The sequence below is a fragment of the Photobacterium sp. GB-72 genome, assembly GCF_003026095.1.
In the GTDB taxonomy this organism is placed as follows: Bacteria; Pseudomonadota; Gammaproteobacteria; order Enterobacterales; family Vibrionaceae; genus Photobacterium.
In genome coordinates this window covers 1-22,279 of the sequence record NZ_PYNV01000024.1, presented here as the reverse complement: position 1 = coordinate 22,279, position 22,279 = coordinate 1, and the positions used below count along the sequence as shown (strand labels likewise).

The following is a 22,279-nucleotide window of genomic DNA, read 5'->3' as shown; positions in this document are numbered from 1 at the left end:
GAATCTCAAAAAAGTTGATAACTGAATATGATGTTTCTCAAAGCCCATTCAGTCATACAGAGAAATAGTCATGTGTAAGCAAACTAACTACAGCAAATACCAAAAGCGTGCGATTAAATTCTTATCTGATTTTCTCGGTGCAGAGATCCCATTTACTTATGAGAAAACACAAACCAATCATTTAAAAGTTTTAATTGATGGAGTACCTAAACCATTATTTACAGGCTCGACGCCCTCTGACTGTAAATCGATTAATAATTTTATGGCTGAAGTGAAGCGAGAGGTGAAAGCGAGTAAAGAAACATTAGATATTGAACAAGATACCAGCGTAGTTAAAATTTTACTGCCAACGCCTTTTAAACAATCTCAAGATAAATTGATTCAGAACTGTGTTAAATCTCTTCGTACGCGCTTAGAAGTCATGAAGTCACAGGAAGAGCAAAAAGTCCTTGAGGAAAAATCTGTTAATGTTGTTTCTGCTTTTCGCAGCGAAGCGATCAAACATGCATTATCTTTTGCTCTGCAATCCCGTCGTCAAGGTGGTTATATAAAGCCAAAAGAAATGAAGAGCCTTGAGGCTAAAATTGGATCGCATCTGAACTTTATGATGCCGACATTAGCGTATTACTCTGAGTTACTGGAAAGTAAAACTAAATATCAGGAGAAGCTCGCAATAGTTGATAAAGAGGCATTAAAAAATGTTCATGAGCCGAAGTTTACGCAAGAGCCTGAAGTGGAAGTTGATTGTGAGCCAAATGTGTTCGCTAAACAATCAGATGAATTAACGAATATTCAAATAGACCGTAATGTACAGCAGATTAAACAAAGCTCAGCGTTAGAGTTGATGGCGATGCCTTCTAATAATCGAGTTTCTCTATTACGAGGCTTATCTAAATCGCAGTCACTTAAATTAATCGACGATATTAATCAAGCAATGACCCAAAATCGCGAAGATGATATTAAAGCAGTGATTGCAATGATAAAAGAAAAAGATTTGCCATTAGAGCTTATTATTTCGAGGTTAGATGCCGCATAAATTGTATTTTATTGTAAACGTTAATTACAAAATATGTTTTTTGTAATTAACTGTTTGTTTTTATTTATGTTATTTGAGTCTTGTTTTTAATTATAAAAGCTAGTTCATACATCTAATTTAATTTAGACTCGCAATCCTCCAATATACAGGCTTTTTAACATGACTGAATTACTCGCAACTGTTATCGCTTCTTATAGCGCTGAATTTATATCTGACTTATTCATATATCTTATATTATCTCTATTACTATTATCTATATTTTTAGCTGTTATTCGAAAAGCTCCTAGATTTACCGCAAGTACTGCAAATATTCTAACATCGTTAGGTATTTTAGGTACGTTTGCCGGTATTGTTGTCGGCCTTATGGATTTTAATCCATCCAATATTGATGGAAGTATCGAAGCTCTTCTTGCAGGATTAAAAACTGCATTTCTAACTAGTTTGGTCGGTATGGCGGGTTCTATTGTTTATAAGGCAATTATTGGTGCCATTCCATCTAAAAAAGAAGAAGAATCTAAAGCTGTAGGACCAGAAGATATCTTCTCTGTAATGTCGGAGCAACTTAAAAGTACAAATGAACTTTTATTGGCTATTAAAGGAGATGAAGACTCATCATTGGCGTCTCAGATAAAAAAACTAAGAACTGATTTTAATGACGCACAAAAATCAAATGCTTCATATCAAGAATTAAAAATGACTCATGCTGAAGAATTCCAAAACTCACTTTGGATTAAAATGGATGAGTTTGGTGATTTATTATCGAAATCAGCAACAGAGCAAGTCATAAACGCGTTAAAAGAAGTGATTGTTGAATTTAACGATAAACTTACTGAGCAGTTCGGTGAGAATTTTAAACGTTTAGATGAGTCAGTTAAAAAACTAGTTGATTGGCAGGAGAACTATCGTCATCAATTAGAAGACATGGCTACAAAGTATCAGCTCGGGGTAGATGCGATTTCTTCGACGGAAAGATCTGTTGCCAGTATAAATGAAAGAGCTGAATCAATTCCAGCAACGATGGAGAAACTTCATCAGGTAATGGAATTAGGTCATGGACAAGTTACTGAACTTGAAGATCGTTTAGAGGCATTTAAAGATCTCCGTGATAAAGCTGTTGAAGCTATGCCGCAAATTCGTGAGCAAATGGATAATACTATTTCGGTTATCGGTGAATCCGTCAAGGCTGCATCAGAACATTATGAATCAATGCTTGTTGAGTCTCAAAAAGTTATTGATAACTTTGGAAATACAGCAACCCAGAGCGCAGAAACTCTTCGTTTAAATATTGAGAATGGTGCAGAAAAAGTTTCAACGCAATTAATTGAAAGCTCTCAAACATTAAGTGGAAAGTTAGCTGAAGCATCATCTGACATACAGGATCAAGTAGGAACAGCAACTGGTGGTTTGAATAATGCAACGAACAATCTGACTGATGCAACAGAGCAGATTAAGCAACAATTAGAAGATGCGTTTACAGAGCTTAATGCTGAAATGCGTGTTCTTGTTGCAGATATAAAAGATGATGCGAAACAAACTGGCACTGTTTTAAAAGAAGCAAATCAAGAGCTGTTAAATAGCACCAGAGATTTACAGGCAGAAACCACAAATGCTATCACGAAACTTCATGATCGTTTAGAAACGACTTTGGAAGAAGTTTTTCAAGTACAAGCACAAGCGGTACGAAGAACGTTTGATAGTTTAGAAGATCAAATAACGCAATCTGTCGGTAAAACGGGAAGTGCAGTAGAAAAGCAGGTTGAGGTACTTGATCTTCAAATGCAACAAGAAATTAACCGAACGATGAATGAGATGGGTGAGGCTCTAGCAACAATTACCCAACAGTTTACACGTGATTACCAAAAGTTAACTCGTGAAATGTCGAATGTTGTTAATAGCAAAGTTGCAGTTTAATTATGGATAAATTGTTTGGAAAGCACAAAGCGGTAAGTGACAGTGGTGAGCACTGGATGTCTGTTTCAGACCTTATGGCTGGGTTGATGATGGTATTTCTTTTTATCTCTGTTGCATTAATGCGCGATGCTATGGTGGAGCGTGACAAAATAAAGGAAGTAGCAGAAACATATCAAAAGACTCAACAAGCTATTTATATTTCATTACTCGATGAGTTTGAACAAGATTTGATAAAATGGGGCGCTGAAATTGATAGGGATACTCTCAGTGTTAACTTTACTGCTCCAGATGTCTTATTTGCTAATGGTAAATCTAACCTGACTCAACAGTTCCAGAATATTTTAGATGATTTTTTCCCAAGGTATCTTGAGGTACTAGAGCAATATAAATCGATCATCCAAGAGATTAAAATTGAAGGGCATACATCTAGCCGATGGAGCAGTGAATCTAGTGACTACGAAGCTTACTTTAATAATATGAGCCTATCCCAATCACGTACCCGTGCTGTTCTTGGTTATGTAATGCAGTTAGAAAAAGTGCGAGTTGAACATTATGGGTGGGTAAAAAATAATGTTGCTGCTGTCGGTTATTCATCATCTAAAGCTGTCGTTAAAGAAGGTATAGAAGATGAAGAACGCTCTCGCCGAGTCTCGTTTCGAGTTATAACGAATGCGGAAGAGCAGATTCTCAAGATTTTGGGGGCAGAGTGAAGCTGACTTTTAATCTAAGAAGACTAATGCAGGCCATTGAAGTAATGGAACCTGAGAAAAAAGGAACATTTACCTTAGCACTTCAAGAAACGCATATAGATAAGATATCAGCAGAGCTTGAACAAGGAAAAGATGTAGAACTAAAAGATGTCGAAGTTGAATCAGGCTTATTAAGCTACAAAGGACGCCATGTCACATTATATATAAAAGCGAATGGTTCTAGTGCTAGGTTTCACATTTCTGATTGTTCAACATTACAAAGTATGCGTTCAAGCGGAAGGTTTGAGCGATATGTTGTTACAAATAATACATCGGGTGAATTTATTGTCGATACTAGCTATGGTGAAACCAAAGCGAGATTGAAAGTCTGTCAGAATTGTTTACGTAAGCTCAACTATAAAGGTTGTAATACAACGACTCAAATAGGTCCAATTGTTCAACATTTTAATATGGTTGAGTTTTTCTCTACGTATAGTTCTTTCTTTCCACATATGCCTTCTCGATTAGCCGAAACAGCAAAAAGTGGCTATACGGATGATTGGTCTAAGGTTTCATCTCATTACAGAGTAGAAAAAAACTTTGAGTGTGAAGAGTGTAAAGTTGACATGCGATCCCATCGGGCATTATTACATGTTCATCATATCAGTGGCGTTAAATCTGATAATCGTCCTTCTAATTTAAAAGCTCTATGTATTGATTGCCATAGTAAGCAACCTAAGCATGAGCATATGGCTCTTAGTCATAGTGAGCGTCAAACTATAAATGATTTACGTAAAGCTCAAGGCTTATTTGATGTATTAAATGAGTGGCAAGAGTTATTTGATTACTCTGATCCTGGTGTACATGGTGTTCTACATGCGTGTCAACAAGCCTATTTACAACGTCCTGAGATCAATTATTTCGTTGAAGATAACTTTGGTGAATTAGCTGCTCGTCTTGAATTAGCATGGCCAAAACATAAATTTGGTATTGCTATATCAAGTAATGATATTGACGATGCGAGAAATAATGGATGGGATGTTGTGGGTATAAATGACTTCTTAGATAGCTATAAATCAAAAAGTTACAATTTAAGGTATTAATCATGAATATTAGCCTTGAAGATTTAATTACTCGAATAATTACAATTAATCATGCGTGGAAATTATCACGGGAAGAGTTTGGAAGTGACTTTTCTATTACTCAGTCTCTTCGTTATACAAAATCATCATTACAAGCGACGTTATTAAGAGAATTTCCTGATGACACTTACTTGATTGTTGCTACAGATAATGATGACAAAAGTGAAGATATGTATAGCGTACGTTTACGTAAAAGCATTGTTATTAATGGAAGTGAAAAAATAGATGTAGAACACCTTCCTGTTCGGGTTGCCGAAGAAATACTAACAATGCAAGAAATTCAAAAATTCCTTAACTTATAGGCATAATTGTTATGTTTAATCATTTAGCTTTTATTTCTGGCGATTGGGTAACTGATGCCATTATTTCAACGATCGTTGCAGTTTTTTTATTTTTCTTTTGTAGAGAGTTGTTATCAATTATTCGAGCACAAAAAAATCTGAATGAAATAAAAAATATAAAATTAAATACGAAATCCAATTTTATAGAGCTGTCTAGTTTAACCAAAGAACAATTAGTATGGGTAACAGATCATCTGGTGTACTCACCATCAAACAAAGGATTAGAAATCGAAAGTAAAGGTGAACTTTGGTTAACAAAATCCCCTATATCACAAATGCTTCCAATGTTTGATTCATCCCGTTATAAGTTAGTTCCCGCATTATTAACGAGTATTGGTATCACCGGTACATTTCTTGGTATTACGCTAGGGTTAAGTGAATTTAGCATGGCAGGAGATTCAAAAGCACTCTTGGCGTCTGCTGCTGAGTTGTTAGAGGGAATGAAAACGGCTTTTTACACATCGCTAGCAGGCTTAAGTACTTCTGCTGTCTTCATGGCATTAATGAAATTTTCATCTAGCTCATTGGCTAAAGCACAAAGTAAGTTTACCAGTGAAATATCACTTCAATATTTTGAAGCAAGCCCTATTTATTATTTGAAAAATATTTCAAACGAAGGGCAAGAAGAAGTATTGGATGCGCAGTTACGCTCTACTCATGCAATGGAAGTGATGGGTCATAAGATGGATGCAGCAACAACATCACTCATAGAGTTAGGGAGCTCATTTAATGGGGATGCGATCTCAGAGAAAGTATCGAAAGCACTATCCGAGTCTATTGCTCTAACAATGAATCCAATGTTAGAGGCAATAAAACAAGAATTAGCGACGCTTAAAGATATCAAAGAACAATCACACAAGGAGCTAATTGAATTATTGGTTAATGAGATGAAAGTAGAGCTTATCACTCCTATCTCAGAAGAATTGAATAAAACGAGTAAAGCTCTCATCAGTAGTAATGAGGTGACAGCCCAATTAAATAGTAATGTAGAGCAAGTTGTAATAAGTACTGCTGAAACAGTAAATACAATCAATGAGTTCCAAAAAGAGACGATGATTAAACTTCAAGCATTTGCAGTGTCTCTAAAAGATATCCTTAATAACTTTAAAGATGATACACAAGGCGCGATGTCATCTATTGCTACCGAAGTTCAGTTAATGCTAGAGAATGCCTCACAAGGTATGGAGACTCAACGTTCAGCTTTCGAAAAAAGCGCCATTCGTGCATCTGGCGCATTTGTGGAAATGAAAGACTCGTTAGAATCTGCACTGGATAGTAGAAATAAATCAGAAAAAGAGTTGTTTGAGAATGTAACGAGTCGAGTTAATGGTTTGCTTTCTGAAATATCGTCATCATTTGATAATCAAACTTCTGTTATTAAAAAAACAGGGGAAGTGGCATCTGAATTAATATCTCAAACGCAAAAAGACTTTGAAGTCTCAGTACAAAAACGTCGTGAAGAAGAGTCATATTTATTGGGTGAAATGGAAAATAGAATTGGGTCATTAGTTAAAGATGCACAAGCTATTTTCAAAGAGCAAGCTGATGCAATTAAATTGGTTGGGTTCGAAGCCAGTAGTGTGATGCAAACTGCAAGTAATGAGTTGCAGCAAGGCTTAGGTGATATTGATGAGAAAGTGAAATCGATGTCTGATACTGTCCAAAAAGAATTAGAAGCTTTCCGTTTACAATATCAGCAAAACCTTTCTCACTACTTTGAACAGCAAAATAACTTATTAGAAAATAGTTTAAGTAAGCAACGTAACGGTTTAAATGAGGTTGTCGATAATTTCCGTAATGTATTTGAAAGTGAGTACAAAGCAAGACATAACTTACTGCAAGAATTAACCGCTCAGTATGAAAAACTCGAAGCTTCAGCAGGAACGGTTGAACGTGTAGCAAAAGCCATTGGTTTAAATGAAGCATCTAAAATGGCTGAATTACAAGATGCGGCTCAAACAATGAGTCGTGAAATAGGATTGCTTAAAAAAGAGTATGCACAAGCATCAGCCACGTTTGTGGACGTCACTGAAAACTTGCCAAAAGCCATGGATGAATATTTTTCTCGTGCCAATGAAAGCTTTGAAACCTTCTTTAAAGATTTTGATCAATCAGCGAGTGCTATTCATAACAAACTCTCACAAGCTGCTGGGTATTTAATTAACGCCCAGGTACAACGTCGTGAATTTGAATCGGATCAGGTGGAAGCATGATGCGCAGTACAGGTTCTGCTCATCGGTCAGCAGATGCCGATGATTCGGGAGTATGGTTATCCGTGGGAGATTTAATGTCAGTTTTGCTAATGATATTTGCTCTCTTATTGATTAGCGCCCTCGTTCAAATTTCAGAGGTTTATGAAGATAGCCAAAATACCCGTGTCGTTATTATTAAGGGGATCAATGATGCTTTAAATACTGCGGGTATTGAGGTTCAAGCTGATTCAGATACTGGTGATATCTCTATTACTGACTCAATACTTTTCGATTTAAATGACTATACGCTTAAGCCTTCTGGAAAAGAATTTTTAAATAAATTTGTACCTATTTATTCCGATGTGATTTTTCAATCAAAAGCTACCTCGGACGAGGTAAGCAGAATTGTTATTGAAGGGCATTCTAGCTCCGAGGGGGCTTTTAATCGAAACATGGAACTTAGTGTTATGAGAGCAAATAGCGTTGTTGCATTTATAAACGCTATGAATTTCGATAATAAATCTCAATTTTTTAATAAAGTTGTTATTTCTGGTCGTGGGCCATTGGAAGCGAATCAGAGCAAAGTTGTTGCAGCTGATCGCAAAGTGAAGTTTCGTTTTCAATTTAAAGATGATGAGTTTTTAGGTCACTTTTCAGAGGTACAGCAAGTTGAAAAATAATAGCTATTCGTTTTCTTTACCGAAAATACCTGACATGAATAGTGTGGAAAGACTTTCATTTGATGACTATCTAGAAGGGATAGATAAAGTTGTATTACCCAGTTTTCCATCTAAGCAACTCACTGAAATTGTTCGCCTTGTGAATGACGGGCGTAGTGATGAAATCTCTATTTTTGAGTGGTTAGATGTTATTGAAGATACTAAACAGTGGGATGTACTTGATGAAGAACAAAATATCGAGGCGTGTATTGCGGCGTGGCAAACAATAGTGACGCATCAAACATTGGGGGATATTGCGTTATTTAAAGTAGGGTTAGCATTAGATGGAAAACCCACCAGTATTGTTAATAATCTCAAAGAGACAATGGCAATAGCGAGAACGGCTAAAGGCCTTGATCCTCTAAATATAATGAGAATTGATTGGTTATTAGCATTAGAAAAGAAAGATTACTTCCAATTGGCACAATATTGCTATGAGCGCCAACAAACAGTTATTTCTTTTATCAAGTATTTACGCCTACCACTATCGAATAGTTACCTGTCTGCTGTTAATAATGGAGTATTGTCATGCTTAAAAGATGGCAACCTAAGTGATGTCGATGACATCTGGCTTCATAAGAATTATTTATCATTAAAGACAACCCATCAGAAGATTAATTTTTGTGAGTTATTCATCATGAAGTTTGATCAGTTTCGCTACGGTAAGTTATGTGAAGAGATGATCATTTCTAATTGCTTACCAGTGCAAGAACAGAATTTCTGGAATCGCTTGAAAACACCAGTAAAGCATGTTTTAAAGAAAAAATTTAAGCTTTCTAACTATTTTGATTTGCGAGCTATTTCATCAGCGCTTTATTCAGAACAAGCGGCAGAGGTACTAGGTTTTACTGATCAGCAAACTCGTCAGATACGAAGCCGATCTATGTTTTGGTCTAATTATAGTTCCCGTTTTGAACGTGTTCGAGTACTACTGCCCAAAGCTAGCTTCCATTTTGTCGCAGAAATGAATAATGGTTTGCCGCCTTTTGTGGATGATATTAATGAATCAGATCTACTTGATTCTGAGGTTTATATCTTTGAGCTCGGAAATATCATTGCGGTTGAGTTTCTTCGTGGAGCTCTTAGCGAAACACGTTTTTTCAAAAATACTGATTGGAATGCTCAACGTTTGTTTGATAGCCGAGCATTAATGATTTCTGAAATTCGTTCTATGTCACAACAAGAAGTACACGACCATTTGCCAGCATGGCAATATTTCTGTGAAAAGCTGTTACGAACGAAATTTAAAATTGAGCCTAACGTCAACATTCCTTATTTTAAAGGGCTACCACCAGATAGTAATCAATATCAAGATGGTATCGGCTTGTTAACGGCACCACCAGAATCAATGATGAAAGAACGTAAACAAGCTTTAGAGTCATGGGTTGAAAGCTTCTGGGCAAGTGAACTTAAAACAGGAAAATTTGGTGAGCTACGAGGTTTAGAGCAAAAGAGCACGCTGTATTTATCAAAAGCATTAATGGCTAAACAACTAGGCAATATTGAAGATTATGACTTTTTTATAAAAAAAGCGGCGAATCAAGGTAACTCCGAGGCTATGTGGCAATTAGGGCGGTCCATGTTGCTTGGAAATAAAAGTGATTTAAAAACAAGACAGTATGGTCAGGATTGGATAGGTAAGTCAGCATCTAAAGGGCACAAAGAAGCGATTGAAACGGCAAATCGTTTCCGAATATCCTATTAAAAAATGCATAAACATAGGAATAAGAGCATTAAATGTTCATTAAATGACTAACTGTGTTACTGGTCATGGTGCCTAATAAAAAATACCTTTAAACTGCCTAAAACTTTGTTTTAGGCAGTCTTATGAAAAACATTCTTTTATCGACAACGGGTGAGAGCCCGCAAGTTCTCACTGAAACCTTGTTTGCCCTTCATCAAAGTGGGCGACCATTTCCTGAGGAAATATACGTCATTACAACTCAAAGTAGCCTGAATACGTTGACTAATGGCTTGTTTCGAGATGGCCATTTACAGGCACTCAGAGATGAATACCAACTGCCAGATTTCAAATTTGATGAAAGTCATATCTGGCTGATTGAAGATGAACATGGCGAGTATATTGATGATGCTAAGTCGATTAAAGATCAAACTTCAATGGCGAATTTTATAACGCGTAAAGTCTATGAATTATCACAAAATCAAAATGTGAGTATTCATGCCTCTCTGGCTGGTGGGCGAAAGACTATGGCATTTTATTTCGGTTATGCCATGTCGATGTTTGGGCGTGAGCAAGATACTCTGAGTCATGTGTTCGTGGATGATCATTATGAATTTGTACGTGATTTCTGGTTTCCGACCAAACAGACAAAGTGGGTAACTGGAAAGAATGAACAAGGTGAAGTGGATCTTAGCCAGGCAACGGTGACTTTGGCTGAAATCCCTTTTGTTAGGATGCGCTCATTCGTTGAACCAAGTTTGTTAGCATCTATGTCGAATTTATCATTTAGTCAAACTGTGGGTATGCTTAATGCAACTCATGACGGAGAACTGCAGGTTATGATTAATATTTCAGCCAAGCTAATCTCTGTATTAGGTGTCGATATAAAACTCACCGCAAAAGAGCTCGCTTTTTATATATGGTTGATGAAAAAAGGTACTGATGGCTTGGTTGTTGATCGTTATTTTGAAGATGATATCACGCACAGTATTGGCTTTTTAGATAGCTATTGCTCAATCGCTTCTGATCCTCGAGTGTATAATACTTTTAACACCACCCCAGAAGATTTTAAAGAAGGGGAACACAGCACATTAAAAGGCATGGAAAAAGGATTTATACAGCCGATTTGTTCCAACATAAATAGTAAGCTTAGGAAAGAATTACCCTCGCCAGCTGCTGATAAACTAGAAATAAAATCATTATCTGAAGGTACTGAACAACGTTATTACACATTATCTTTAGCTGTTAGTGTTTTAATTTAACTTAACGAGAGGAAATCGTTTTAGGTTTTTTCTTTCATGCTTTGAGAAAGTTCTAATAGTTATATTCTTTTTAGATGTTTGTGATTGTGAGTAATACATCAAATGTTAAGTTTGTAAGCTTACGAAAATATATCTATGACGATTTAATCTAATCTATTTCATGTCTTTACTTATTAACGAGGTGATACATGAAAAATGCATTGATTGACCGTTTAACGACGTTGATTGGCGAGCCAACACGTGAAACTAAAAAATTAGTTTCTTGGACGATTACTTTAGGCTTTGGACTTGCTGTTCAAACGGATAGTCCATCGCATAATGAGTTTGCATGGGTATGGGTACCATTTAATGATGACATCATGAGTGATCTTAAAGCGGAAAAGCAGGTTTATTCAGAAGATAAGGGACGACATAGCAATACATACCCTGTTCCTGGTCTGGGAAAAGGACAGGCAGCCATTCGCATCAAAGTCGCCAGTGACACTGAGCTTAATGAGTTTTTGGAGTTTTATAAATTCTAATAATAGCTAAATCATTTTAGTTTTTAATCTAACGTTTAAGCCACAGTTTTTGAAGTATTGAAGTATTGAAGTTTTTTGGCTTTAGTTTTATTTATGTAACTTATTAATATTCATATACAAAAATGCGATAGATAAGAGAAAAACAATTTTTATTTTGTTATTCAGGTCAAGGATTTTATAAATATGAGTGGATATCATTATTGCTTAATGATTTTTAAGCAAGACCAAACGTTAATACTCTTATATTTATCTTTAAGTATCATCATAAGCATACATTTTACCAAATGTTTTCTTACGAAATTAAATATTTTGAAATTGTAATAAGCTTTACATAATCTGGAAAGCAAGAGTATGACTGAAGTGTTCACTTCTTCTGAAGTTGAGTAATAGTTCAAAATAAAGAAAAGTAATCAAAATGATAATTGAGAATTTTCAAAATCCAGTGATTTCAATGCAAACATGGTTTAACCAGTTTGAATCTGTAAGACCTAGGCCAACAGATGGAATGCCTTTATGGTCGTTAAAGGTTACTGATGAAGAATTGCTTCAAATGAATAAGCTGTTAAAGTCACTTTTCAGAGCGAAAGAACCTTCAGTTATATTTAATCACTACTCTTGTACTGGTAGTGGTAAAAAGTTTGATCAAATATTCACGCTTTATTTAGCTACATGGATTCAAAGAAACTTTACGGGTGGAAAGGAGCGATGGCCTGTTGTTCTTCGTAGCATCGAAATATTGCATAACAATAAGTTGAACACTTATATTTATGACTCAGTAAAAGCGGGACTAAAATATTGGGGTATTGATCTTTATTCTACATCTTCTGCAAATCAATATTTTGCAACCTTATATTGTCAAGGTGGATTCCCCCGGTCTGGCCTAGTTGGATTAACTAGTGGGCCCGTACCAGAATATTTGGACAAGGTTATTTCCCAGTATGCGTTGTTTTACCACACTTCTGAAATCAGCGATATTGCACAGCAGCAACTTGAGCTTCTGCCAGAAACGCTAAAGCAGCCTCCTTTCGCAAGGTTAGCTACGGTTTTAATTACAAAACTAATGGAATATAGAGATAGCTACCATTTACACGGGGAGTCTGATCCTGTAATTGCATTAAATGTTCGACATCCAAAGTGGAGGGATGAACTCCCATTTTTGCTTTGTGATGAAGAGGCTTATGAATTAATTGGTCGTTTGGTTCGTAAAACGTCAGCAATTATTCGCCGTGAACAGAACCCAGTTAGAATTAAGCGTTATTTACGAGAATATATGGGGAATTGGGACTTAGTCGCAGAAACTTATGTTAACCATACTATTCACCCTCAAGATTTATCTCGTGTACTGGCTTTTGAAAATTTACCTAAGTTTTTTGATTTATATACACAAACTACTACGGGAGAACGTGCAAGAACAGCATCTTTTAATCTAAAAGGTTACGCCAATCAAAGATGGCAAGTCATAACCAAGTTTGCTCATTTTTATAATATTGATGCTGCGAGTAATATTGGTTATGAGCTTTGGAGTGATGGCCGAAAATTTAATAGCGATACGTACTACCGAGGTGAAGAACTAAATAAAGCTCTACCTTGGATTTTTTCTGCTGAAGGTGAAAAGTCTCAATATCTTGGTCAAGGTAATGTTCATGTAAAACAAGCCTCAGCACTAATTGTTCACGCCGGTTCAGTTGAACCTGCAACTTCTCGATCAAAAGTTGAAAAAGTTGGAAGTATTCCGAGTTTAGAGCGAGATGTTTTCCGCGTTGTTGGCAAGGCAAAAGTCCAACTAGATTATGGTTTCATTGAAGTAGAAACTGGCGCTGAGGAAGCCCAAGATGTTACGTGTTGGTTGGAGGGAGTGCGAAATCACGAGGCAATCTCGCACCAATATGTATTCGAGGGTAAACCTACAGGAATGATGAGATTCGGTATTAATAAGTCTCAACTTATTCCGAGTACCCAGTTGTACTGGAAAAGTATTGATTCTGATTCTCTGTTGCCATTAAGTTCAGATGCATTCTCTTATGGTCTTGGTTCGGTTATTTGGTTTAACGCTGGCCAGGTAATGTGGCAAATGAAATGCGCGATTTTGCCTGCATCATCTGATTTTAATGTGATTCATTATGGTAAAGGTGAAATTGAGCTAAAAGTTTTGGGTTTCAAAAATACCGATCTTGGCTTCGTGGAGAGTGAAAAAAACTGGTTAAGAGATGTCGAGGTTATAGATAATATATTCCTTGCTGAAGTTCAGCTTCCAGCGAGCATGCCTGACTCATTTCACCCTGTGTTAGGTTGGAACAACTCCATTAAGAATACACTGACGTTTGAATTTGATTCGATGCAATCTGGCGTATGCTTGCTCGGTAGTAAGGGTAATACGCTTAATGCTAGGAGGAGTAAGATCGCTTTGGATGACCTTTACGCTAGTAGTTTAAAAGTAAAACTAGGTCAAGAGTCGAGCTCGATCAGCGTGTCTGCTGCACTAATACAACACAAAACTATTAAAGCAAGTGTTACGGATATCATTCAAATCCCTGAATCAAAGGTAACGTTAGGAAGTGGCGAATTAGCACGTATGGCACAGGCGCTATTTACACAGTCTGATGATACTCGTGATCGTGTTTTATTTAGATTCTACTCCGGAAGAGAGCTTCTGGATTCACGTGTACCTGCAATCGAACAGTTCAAGTATCCTGTAGCTTCTTTGAAAGGTGATCGCTCTATGCTCCGCATTTATGGTGCTCATGATCATCGTAACCCAGAATCAATACAGCTCTATACTGCACCTATATGGGACCTGTCACGTGAGCATACGCCACTGGTTAAATCCTTAGGAGAACGAGGAGAGTTGTTTTTTTCAATGCCAGAGATAAATGAACCTGGACCATGGTTCGTGTATGCAAAGAATGATCGAAAGATTCAACCAAGGGCGGTACTAGTCGCTCAGAATGAAACTGGAATTCAAGAATACAATTATTCACGCTTACAATTATCTATCAGAGATCTACTCTTCAACCCTGAGACAAGGAGCTTTGATTATTCAGAAATGGATGCTGCTTTGGGAGAGTTGATGTTTGACCTTCAACACAATGATTGGCATACCGTGCAGTCATTCGTTAAACAGCTTTCAATTGCAAATCCAACGACGTTCCATATTTTCAGGCGTCTTGCCGCGAATCCAAACGTGTTTGCTTCATTGTTACTAAAACAAGAAAATCTAGAAGAGTTTGAATCGGTTTGGTTAATATCACTCGATATGCCATTTGAATGGTTGAGTGTCCCTCTAAATCAATGGATTGATGCTATCGGGCTAACGACTAAAAGCACAATGGAATCTCTATTGATGATGAGGGAGCAACTACCTGATGATCAGTTTGAAAAAATTCAAAAAACTATGTTGAAAAGTTGCCTTCAAAACTTGTCTGACAAAGGTAGTTATTTTGCAGCCGTTGTTGATACATCACTGTTTGTTTTATACGACATAAAACCAAGTTGGATGGATATACCAATTTATGCCTCAGAAGAACTGCCGTCTTATATTGCTGATTTTCATAAGCAAAAATCTGAGTATTTTAGGCGTCAAGAAGGCAAGCTTCTGACCCAAATTCAAAACAAACATAATGACATTCGGCTAAAAGAACTTCTTGATACAAGATTATCGAGAGGCCTTTTGGATGCTGAACTTAAAGGATTTACTCAGCATTATTCTGTAGAAAAAACGAAAGCAACGCGACTGGCTATTCCATTGGAGCTGCCGGTTAAAGTTGCCCTTCATAATGCAGGTGTCTATCCAGCTGCTGACATTAATGAAGAAGAGTTGAGGTTGATTAACTTCGCTTTAAACCGTCTGTCTCAGTTTGACCGAGAATGGATACAAGAATCGATGGCGATTGCACTAAAATCTGCAGTTAAATTACGAGCGCAATAGGTTGTAATAATGTCTACAAAAGCAATTAATTTTAAGTCTCTATATAAAGACCTTTCCTCTGTTACGTCACAGGCAGTGATTAACCGACTTCAGTTGAAATCTGCGCCTTTACGAAAGTTTTTACAAAGTGAGTTTCAAGTCAAATATGGAAAGGGTAATGACTTTTTCGCTCAACCTGTTTTTGAGGCTACTTTTGGCTGGTCTTCAGAAGGCAGTGAAAATGATCTTAACGGGCTAGTCACTCAAGGTAAGTTAGAGCAAACTTTCGTTAATAACCTGTCGCAACCGCCAATGCCTTTCCCGGACTCTCCTGAAGAAAAAGAGAAATACCGTCTTAAAGGAATTAATGAAGAGCGTTGGGCTGAGGACATACAAGAGGACTACACTTGGCCTTTGGATAGACCACCATATAAGCATCAACTAGAAGCCTGGGACTACTTATCTGCTGAGAAAGTCAAATCAGTGGTTGTTACTTCTGGGACTGGTTCAGGTAAAACCGAATGTTTTCTCGTTCCATTGTTGAATGACTTAGCGAAGCAATCTAACCGAAGTGCAGAACCACTTGAGGGAACACAGGCGATATTCCTCTATCCTCTTAATGCTCTGATCAATTCGCAGAAAGAGCGCTTGAGTGCATGGACACGTGGCTTTGAAGGTAAGGTTAGGTTTGCTCTTTATAATGGTGAAACGCCGACTCAAGCCCCATCTAAAGCTATTTCCAATGCGAGCTTCAGTAAGAATACAGCTCCTGAATTGGTTACCAATAGAAAAGAAATTTGGTCTTCTCCGCCACCGATCCTCGTAACTAACGCGACAATGCTTGAATATATGCTTATTCGTCAGCAGGATGAAGATATTCTTGCCAAGTCACAAGGAAAGTTAAAGTGGATTGTGTTGGATGAAGCGCATACGTATGTTGGTTCTCAAGCCGCAGAGATAGCACTGCTGCTGCGTAGGGTTATGCATGCCTACAATGTTGAGCCTAAAGATGTTCGTTTTGTAGCAACTTCTGCAACTATTGGTGATAAAAACAAACAAGAAGAGACAAACAGAGATCTTCAAAGGTTTTTAGCCAAGGTTGCAGGGGTATTGCCCGAGCAAGTCGAAGTGGTTAATGGCCATCGTTCTGTACCCAAAATTAACTCAACAGGGGTTGAATCTTCTTTTAGCTTTAAAAAAGCTAAAGACATGAGCTCGGGTGACCTTTTCGACTATATGAGTAGTTTTCTTGTTTTTCGTGAAATGCGCAACCTCCTAACTCGAGAACCACATACACTCGAAGAGATTGCTAAGATTCTTGAGCTGAGTAAATCGGAATGTATATCTCATGTAGAGTTAGAAAAAGCTTTAGAGATTATTGATTTGGCAGTAACTGCTTATCCTCTAGGAGATGATAGTCAACAAGCGTTCTTGCCTGTGAGAGCTCATATTTTTCACCGCTCCCAAAGAGGTCTTTGGGCTTGCTCTAATCCAAACTGTTGTAATAAAGCCAATACTGAGCTTCAAGATGGTTGGAAGTTTGGCATGGTTTTTACAAGTGAGCGAACACATTGTGAAGGAGAGTGCGGAGCTCCTGTTTTTGAGCTAACTCATTGTAAAGATTGTGGAACACCAAGCCTTGCTGCGGCAAAGACAACAGCAAAGGGTGGTATAAAGCTGTTGGAACCAAGAGAAACTGATCTGCTTGACGATTATGTCGATGAAATTGATGATTATGATCAGTTGTCTGAAGAAAGTATCGATACTGAGTTTGAGGCAAATGTTCAGATCTTTGCAAGAGAGGATGCTCTCGGGAATGCACATGATCAACTAGGCTGTACTCACGTAAGCATCGACCCGAAAACTAACCGCATATCTGAAGGTTTCGAATCTGGCTACCTTGATATTTTCTATAACCAAAATGATCGAGATGACGGCTTGCGCTGCGCATACTGCCATGGCGTAGAAAATGTACCGAATACTCAATTCAAGCGAGCTTTGTTAGGCTCTCCTTTTTTAATGGGGTCATTGGTGCCAGCGATGTTACGCCACATACCAGGTGATAATCGTGATGATCTTAAAGGGAAACGTTTAATTACCTTTACCGATAGCCGCCAAGGAACCGCTCGATTTTCTGCGAAGATGCAATTGGATTCAGAGCGTAATTGGACCCGAAGTGAGGTTTACAAAAATGCGATTCTAGAGTCTGGCGAACTGGACCTTCCTGAAGATGTAAAAAACTTGCAAACATCGATTAAAGTAATGCGAGACAATGGTATTCCTGAGGTGGTTATTGCTCCGATGGAACAAAACTATCTTGTACAGTTGGACAAAATACCTTCCCCAAAAGTGAGTTGGACTGAATTAAAAGAGCGTCTTAGCGCCTTACCAGAGATACAATTGCTCTCTGGTGCTGAATTAGATTCGTTAGAGGGAAAAGCTCTTGAAAAATATGATGAGCGTATTCCTGGGGAGTACCGCAAACGCTCTGGTTTGTTGAGTGATGCTGAAAACCTTGCAGATCTATTCCTAAAACGAGAGTTTTCTAGGCGTGGTAAGAATGCTAATAACTTGGAATCTATGGGGTTAATCAGCCTTCATTATCCAACAATCGCTAACCTTTCTGAAGAAGATATGAACTCTTCAGAGTGGCGAAGCTTGGGGTTTACTATTGAAGATCTCAAGAACTATTTGAAAATTTGTATGGACTTCTATATCCGAGAAAATACGCTCGTTGATATAGATAGGAGTGTCATCAATTGGATGGGAGCGAAGATTAACCCAAGATTACTCAAAGAGTCTAACTACGAATACAAGGATGAGTTTGAGAAAAGAGCGCTATTTAGATTCCCTGTAGTTAATAACGGTCTGCAGCACCGTTTGGTTCGACTATTAGAGCTTGGTTCAGGCCGTATTGCAAAGGATGAGAAAGAACTTTTTAACTCAGTGTTGTCTTTTATTTGGCACTTACTAACAAATCGTACTCAATTATTGACGCTGTCTGAGCGACAAGAAATGAATACTGGCAATGAAATCTCAGGGTATAACTTAAAGTTTGATGAGAAAATTGAATTCGCACCTATAGAAAAGGCTTGGTTGTGCCCAATTACTAACCGTTGGCTAGATACTACCTTTAGAGGCTTATCTCCATACACAACAGGCTCATCGACATTGGATGATGTTCGATGTGATGAGCCATTGGATATTAGTCACCCTGAAGTTGAAATAATCAATAGTTCTCCTGCTGATATAAGACGTTGGTTAGCTGACGAAGCCGTTTTGAACACTCACCGTGATCATGGTCGTTGGTCTGATATTAATGATAGGGTAGTTGCTGGTGTGCCTTTAGTTCGCGCGGCTGAACATTCTGCTCAACAAAGCCCAGAGAAACTAAAACGTCTTGAAAAAGCGTTTAAAAAAGATTACCTAAACGTTCTCAGTTGTTCTACCACGATGGAAATGGGGGTCGATATTGGTTCTCTTAGTATGGTGGCAATGAATAATGTTCCTCCGAGCACTTCGAACTATTTACAACGTGCAGGTCGAGCTGGTCGACGAAGAGAATCTACAGCCTTGGCTCTTACTTTCTGTAAAGCCACACCGCATGGAGAGCGTGTTTTCAGTGAGCCTAAATGGCCATTTGCGACACCGATTCGAGTGCCAAAAGTATCGCTAGATAGTGGAACTATTGTTCAGCGCCATATTAATGCATTCTTACTCGCAAGTTTTTTGAAGGTAGAGAAGAGCCGTTCCAATAACCTTTTGAAGATGCAGGTTGGTGCATTTTTCTTGGGTGATGGTGGTCTTTGCCCATTCAATGCGTTTAGAAATTGGTTGTCTGGTTCGGCGCGTGATGATGAGAGTGTACTTGCTGGTTTAGAAAGTCTTAAATTCGATTCAATTTTTTCCGTTCATCGAAATAGTATCCTCATTGATAATGCTTTAATTGCGATAAGATCTTCACATACTAAATGGATGCGCAGGTACGAATCTTTACGCTCGCAAATTGAAGCAACAAGTGACAGTACTTCACCCGCTTCGAGAAAGTTAGAAAGGCAACTCAAGCGCTTAGAACGAGATTATTTACTTGCTGAGTTAGCCAACACGGGTTATTTGCCTGGCTATGGTTTTCCTACCGGAGTCGTTCAGTTAATTACGGACAATCGTAGCGAAAATAATTCAAGGGATGATGGTAAGTCTCAACATCGAACTTCGTACCCAAGCCGAGGTCTTGAAGTTGCACTTAGGGAATATGCTCCGGGGGCAGAAATTGTTCGTGATGGTGCTGTTTACCAGTCTCAAGGTCTTCAACTCAATTGGAAGATGCCATTCTCTGGAAATGATATTAAACAAGAGCAGCTTATTGAGTATCAATGGGAATGTGAGCATTGCGGAAACATTGGCTTTGAGTCAGTGAGTTCTGAACGAGCAAATATTCGTTGTACTGATTGCGACAGTGATAGGTTAACATGGAGTGAGTTTATTGTACCAGCGGGCTTCGTTGTTGATTTTAATAAGCCTTTGCATAATAACTATGTATCACCAAACTATTCTGGATATAGAGAGCCTAAAGTCACTTTGAATGATTCACAGTGGCAGCCACTTTCGAATTCAGGCGTTGGACGCTACCGTGTATCCGAATACGGTTCTATTTTCCATTATAATGATGGGGAAGGCGGTGGATACGCTTTGTGTTGGTGTTGCGGTCGAGCAGAGCCTTTGACTGTTGAAAAAACACCCAAGGGTAACGTAAGGTTATCTAAAGAACCGAAAATATTGAAGACTCATAAACGACTTCAAGGTTTTAAAGTTAAAGGGGAATTGTATTGTGAAGGTGTCACTCAAGGCTGGGGAGTAAAACTGAGTGAGGTGAGTAAGGCAGAGAAAGAAATTTCAATGCCGTTCATCATGGGATACCCCCAAAATACTGCAATGTTTGAGCTACAACTTAAGAATCCAGTTTCTGGTAATTGGATAATGGATGAGACCTTACTGTATACATTAGGTGTTGCTCTTAGACAAATGTACTCAGACGTAAAAGGTATTACGACTCAAGAATTAGGCGTAGTGACAAAGAAAAAAAGAACGGAGTCTTTCGAAGAGGTGGTGAGTTTATATATATTTGACTCCGCGACTCAGGGAGCAGGCTTTTCGAGTTCGATACCGGAAGTTCTTTCAACGCTTCTTAAAGGACTGATGGAATATTTGAAACAGTGCCCTAACAATTGTGATACGGCTTGCCATGCATGTTTATTGGATTACGATACTCAACATAATGTAAAAATATTAAATCGTAATTATTTAATTCAACAGCTTGAAGAAAGCAAGGTTCTTGAAGGCTTGGCTCTTTCTGCTGAAAGGCGTTTCTTTGGTGATTCTTCTGCAGTTGAACTGAGTAGTGCTAATCAAGTCTTGTCTAGATTAGGGCACTCTTGTAGTCAGATAAATATATTTTTGAGTTCGTCAGAGTGGAACTTTGGTGAGTGGAATATTCGAGAACAAATTACTACCTTAGCGACTAAAGGGATTCCAGTTAACGTATATTTTTCTATAGATCTCGCTGATTCGTTAGACTCTGACCTTGCTTGGGAGATAGCGCGCTCTATGCCCGTTGGTATTATCAATTTTCAACAATTGAGTACACCAATAGAACTGGCTTTTGATGGCCAGCCAGTTATGTCTTTAATAATTGATTCAAAGTCACATTGGTATGCGACCGATGAACAGGGACAACTGGGAGCAAATGAGCAATGGGGAAGTGGTGAAAAGTATTGTTTGGTAACTGCTACAAAAGATTTAAAGATAAACGCGAGTAAATTTAACCTAGAAGCACTTGCTCAAGCGTCTACTTTAAATGAAAACGCCTTTATTTTAAGTGACGTATCGACATTGAAGGGCTGTATCACTTCATTCGGTGACAGTTTCGTTGATTTATTAGTTAGTAATATTCAATCTTTGGATGAAAAACTAAATAATAATATCGAATCCATTCACTATAGTGATCAATATGTAGTGAGTCCACTTAACGTTGTACTCATTAACTATATATTAGCTGCGTTTAATAAACGATATGGATATTTTGTCTCAGAGATAAATACTGTTGCTCCGAAAAAGAGTAATGACAAGCAAAAAATGTCGATATCTGTTTGCCATAACTTTTTAAATTCAAATGATGTGCTAGATTTTATCCATAATTCATCACGCACTCTTGGTATTGAGGTGTATGGTGACATTGTTGGTAAGCCGGAGCTGTCACATAGTCGAATTATGCGAATCGATTTAAAAGATGGCAAACAGATTAAACTGTTATTCGATCATGGTATGGGTTATTGGAGCCGTAGTAGAGATTATCCGCAAAAGTTCGATTTTAAAAATGTTGACAATGAAGCAACTGCTATTGATAACTGGAACTTTGTTCTGAAAGACTCAGGAATGGAAACTTTTATAGCGGTTAAGCTCGACGCATAACTGTTCATATAAGTAAATATAGTTTGTTAGGCTAATCCTTATCTGTTTTAAGTAAGATTTAATCTTAATGTTGTATCGCCCCATATTTATGGGGCGATATTGTTAATGTTTCAAACATCTGTGATGCCAATCAATCGATGTATTGGTTAATACTTTGCAGCATCTTTAAAGTACTTAAATTTATAATATAGAATGATAGTTTTTAATTTTCTTTATATAGTCCGTAATAAAGTTAGTTGTAGTGCGCGCACAGTGTTTTTATCTATGTCATGGTATAGAGGTATGAGTGTAGTGGTACATTAAATTTGGCCACCTACTCAGAGGTGATATCATCACCTCTTAACATGGATAGGTGACATCATGACAAAACGAACAAGACGATTATTTAGTGCTGAATTTAAATTAGAGGCAGC

General features: G+C 37.7%; 12 protein-coding genes. All 12 read left to right on the top strand.

Translation table 11 applies throughout. The annotated features are described in order from the left end of the window. Positions 1-70: 70 nt before the first annotated feature. A complete protein-coding gene (locus C9J40_RS19790; RefSeq protein ID WP_107247775.1) occupies positions 71-1,036 on the top strand; it encodes a hypothetical protein in 966 nt (321 codons plus the stop codon). 159 nt (positions 1,037-1,195) lie between these two features. Then, a complete protein-coding gene (locus tag C9J40_RS19785; protein WP_107247774.1) occupies positions 1,196-2,947 on the top strand; it encodes a MotA/TolQ/ExbB proton channel family protein in 1,752 nt (583 codons plus the stop codon). A gap of 2 nt (positions 2,948-2,949) precedes the next feature. Further along, positions 2,950-3,657, top strand: coding sequence for an OmpA family protein (locus C9J40_RS19780; RefSeq protein ID WP_107247773.1), 708 nt, complete (start codon positions 2,950-2,952; stop codon positions 3,655-3,657). Continuing rightward, positions 3,654-4,739, top strand: coding sequence for an HNH endonuclease (locus C9J40_RS19775; protein ID WP_107247772.1), 1,086 nt, complete (start codon positions 3,654-3,656; stop codon positions 4,737-4,739). The genes C9J40_RS19780 and C9J40_RS19775 overlap by 4 nt, the downstream gene beginning before the upstream one ends. Positions 4,740-4,741: 2 nt before the next feature. Continuing rightward, positions 4,742-5,080, top strand: coding sequence for a hypothetical protein (locus C9J40_RS19770; RefSeq protein ID WP_107247771.1), 339 nt, complete (start codon positions 4,742-4,744; stop codon positions 5,078-5,080). 11 nt (positions 5,081-5,091) lie between these two features. After that, entirely contained in the window at positions 5,092-7,332 is a 2,241-nt protein-coding gene (locus tag C9J40_RS19765) for a chemotaxis protein (protein WP_107247770.1), read from the top strand. Continuing rightward, positions 7,332-7,991, top strand: a complete 660-nt coding sequence (locus C9J40_RS19760; protein ID WP_107247792.1) for an OmpA family protein — start codon at positions 7,332-7,334, stop codon at positions 7,989-7,991. The genes C9J40_RS19765 and C9J40_RS19760 overlap by 1 nt, the downstream gene beginning before the upstream one ends. Positions 7,992-8,025: 34 nt before the next feature. Beyond that, entirely contained in the window at positions 8,026-9,735 is a 1,710-nt protein-coding gene (locus C9J40_RS19755; protein ID WP_233220337.1) for an EH signature domain-containing protein, read from the top strand. Positions 9,736-9,857: 122 nt separating this feature from the next. Further along, positions 9,858-10,973 (top strand): CRISPR-associated ring nuclease Csm6, encoded by a 1,116-nt coding sequence (csm6, locus tag C9J40_RS19750; RefSeq protein WP_107247769.1) that lies wholly within the window; start codon positions 9,858-9,860, stop codon positions 10,971-10,973. A 188-nt stretch (positions 10,974-11,161) separates the two neighbouring features. After that, positions 11,162-11,494, top strand: a complete 333-nt coding sequence (locus C9J40_RS19745; protein WP_107247768.1) for a hypothetical protein — start codon at positions 11,162-11,164, stop codon at positions 11,492-11,494. 415 nt (positions 11,495-11,909) lie between these two features. Then, positions 11,910-15,419 (top strand): STY4851/ECs_5259 family protein, encoded by a 3,510-nt coding sequence (locus C9J40_RS19740; protein ID WP_107247767.1) that lies wholly within the window; start codon positions 11,910-11,912, stop codon positions 15,417-15,419. A 9-nt stretch (positions 15,420-15,428) separates the two neighbouring features. Further along, positions 15,429-21,866, top strand: a complete 6,438-nt coding sequence (locus C9J40_RS19735) for a DEAD/DEAH box helicase (protein WP_107247766.1) — start codon at positions 15,429-15,431, stop codon at positions 21,864-21,866. The last annotated feature ends 413 nt before the right edge of the window (positions 21,867-22,279 follow it).

Coding starts and splice junctions, on each gene's coding strand:
- C9J40_RS19760 (WP_107247792.1), top strand. CDS start 7,332: ATGCGCAGTACAGGTTCTGCTCATCGGTCAGCAGATGCCGATGATTCG.
- C9J40_RS19765 (WP_107247770.1), top strand. CDS start 5,092: ATGTTTAATCATTTAGCTTTTATTTCTGGCGATTGGGTAACTGATGCC.
- C9J40_RS19770 (WP_107247771.1), top strand. CDS start 4,742: ATGAATATTAGCCTTGAAGATTTAATTACTCGAATAATTACAATTAAT.
- C9J40_RS19735 (WP_107247766.1), top strand. CDS start 15,429: ATGTCTACAAAAGCAATTAATTTTAAGTCTCTATATAAAGACCTTTCC.
- C9J40_RS19790 (WP_107247775.1), top strand. CDS start 71: ATGTGTAAGCAAACTAACTACAGCAAATACCAAAAGCGTGCGATTAAA.
- C9J40_RS19745 (WP_107247768.1), top strand. CDS start 11,162: ATGAAAAATGCATTGATTGACCGTTTAACGACGTTGATTGGCGAGCCA.
- C9J40_RS19740 (WP_107247767.1), top strand. CDS start 11,910: ATGATAATTGAGAATTTTCAAAATCCAGTGATTTCAATGCAAACATGG.
- C9J40_RS19755 (WP_233220337.1), top strand. CDS start 8,026: ATGAATAGTGTGGAAAGACTTTCATTTGATGACTATCTAGAAGGGATA.
- csm6 (WP_107247769.1), top strand. CDS start 9,858: ATGAAAAACATTCTTTTATCGACAACGGGTGAGAGCCCGCAAGTTCTC.
- C9J40_RS19785 (WP_107247774.1), top strand. CDS start 1,196: ATGACTGAATTACTCGCAACTGTTATCGCTTCTTATAGCGCTGAATTT.
- C9J40_RS19780 (WP_107247773.1), top strand. CDS start 2,950: ATGGATAAATTGTTTGGAAAGCACAAAGCGGTAAGTGACAGTGGTGAG.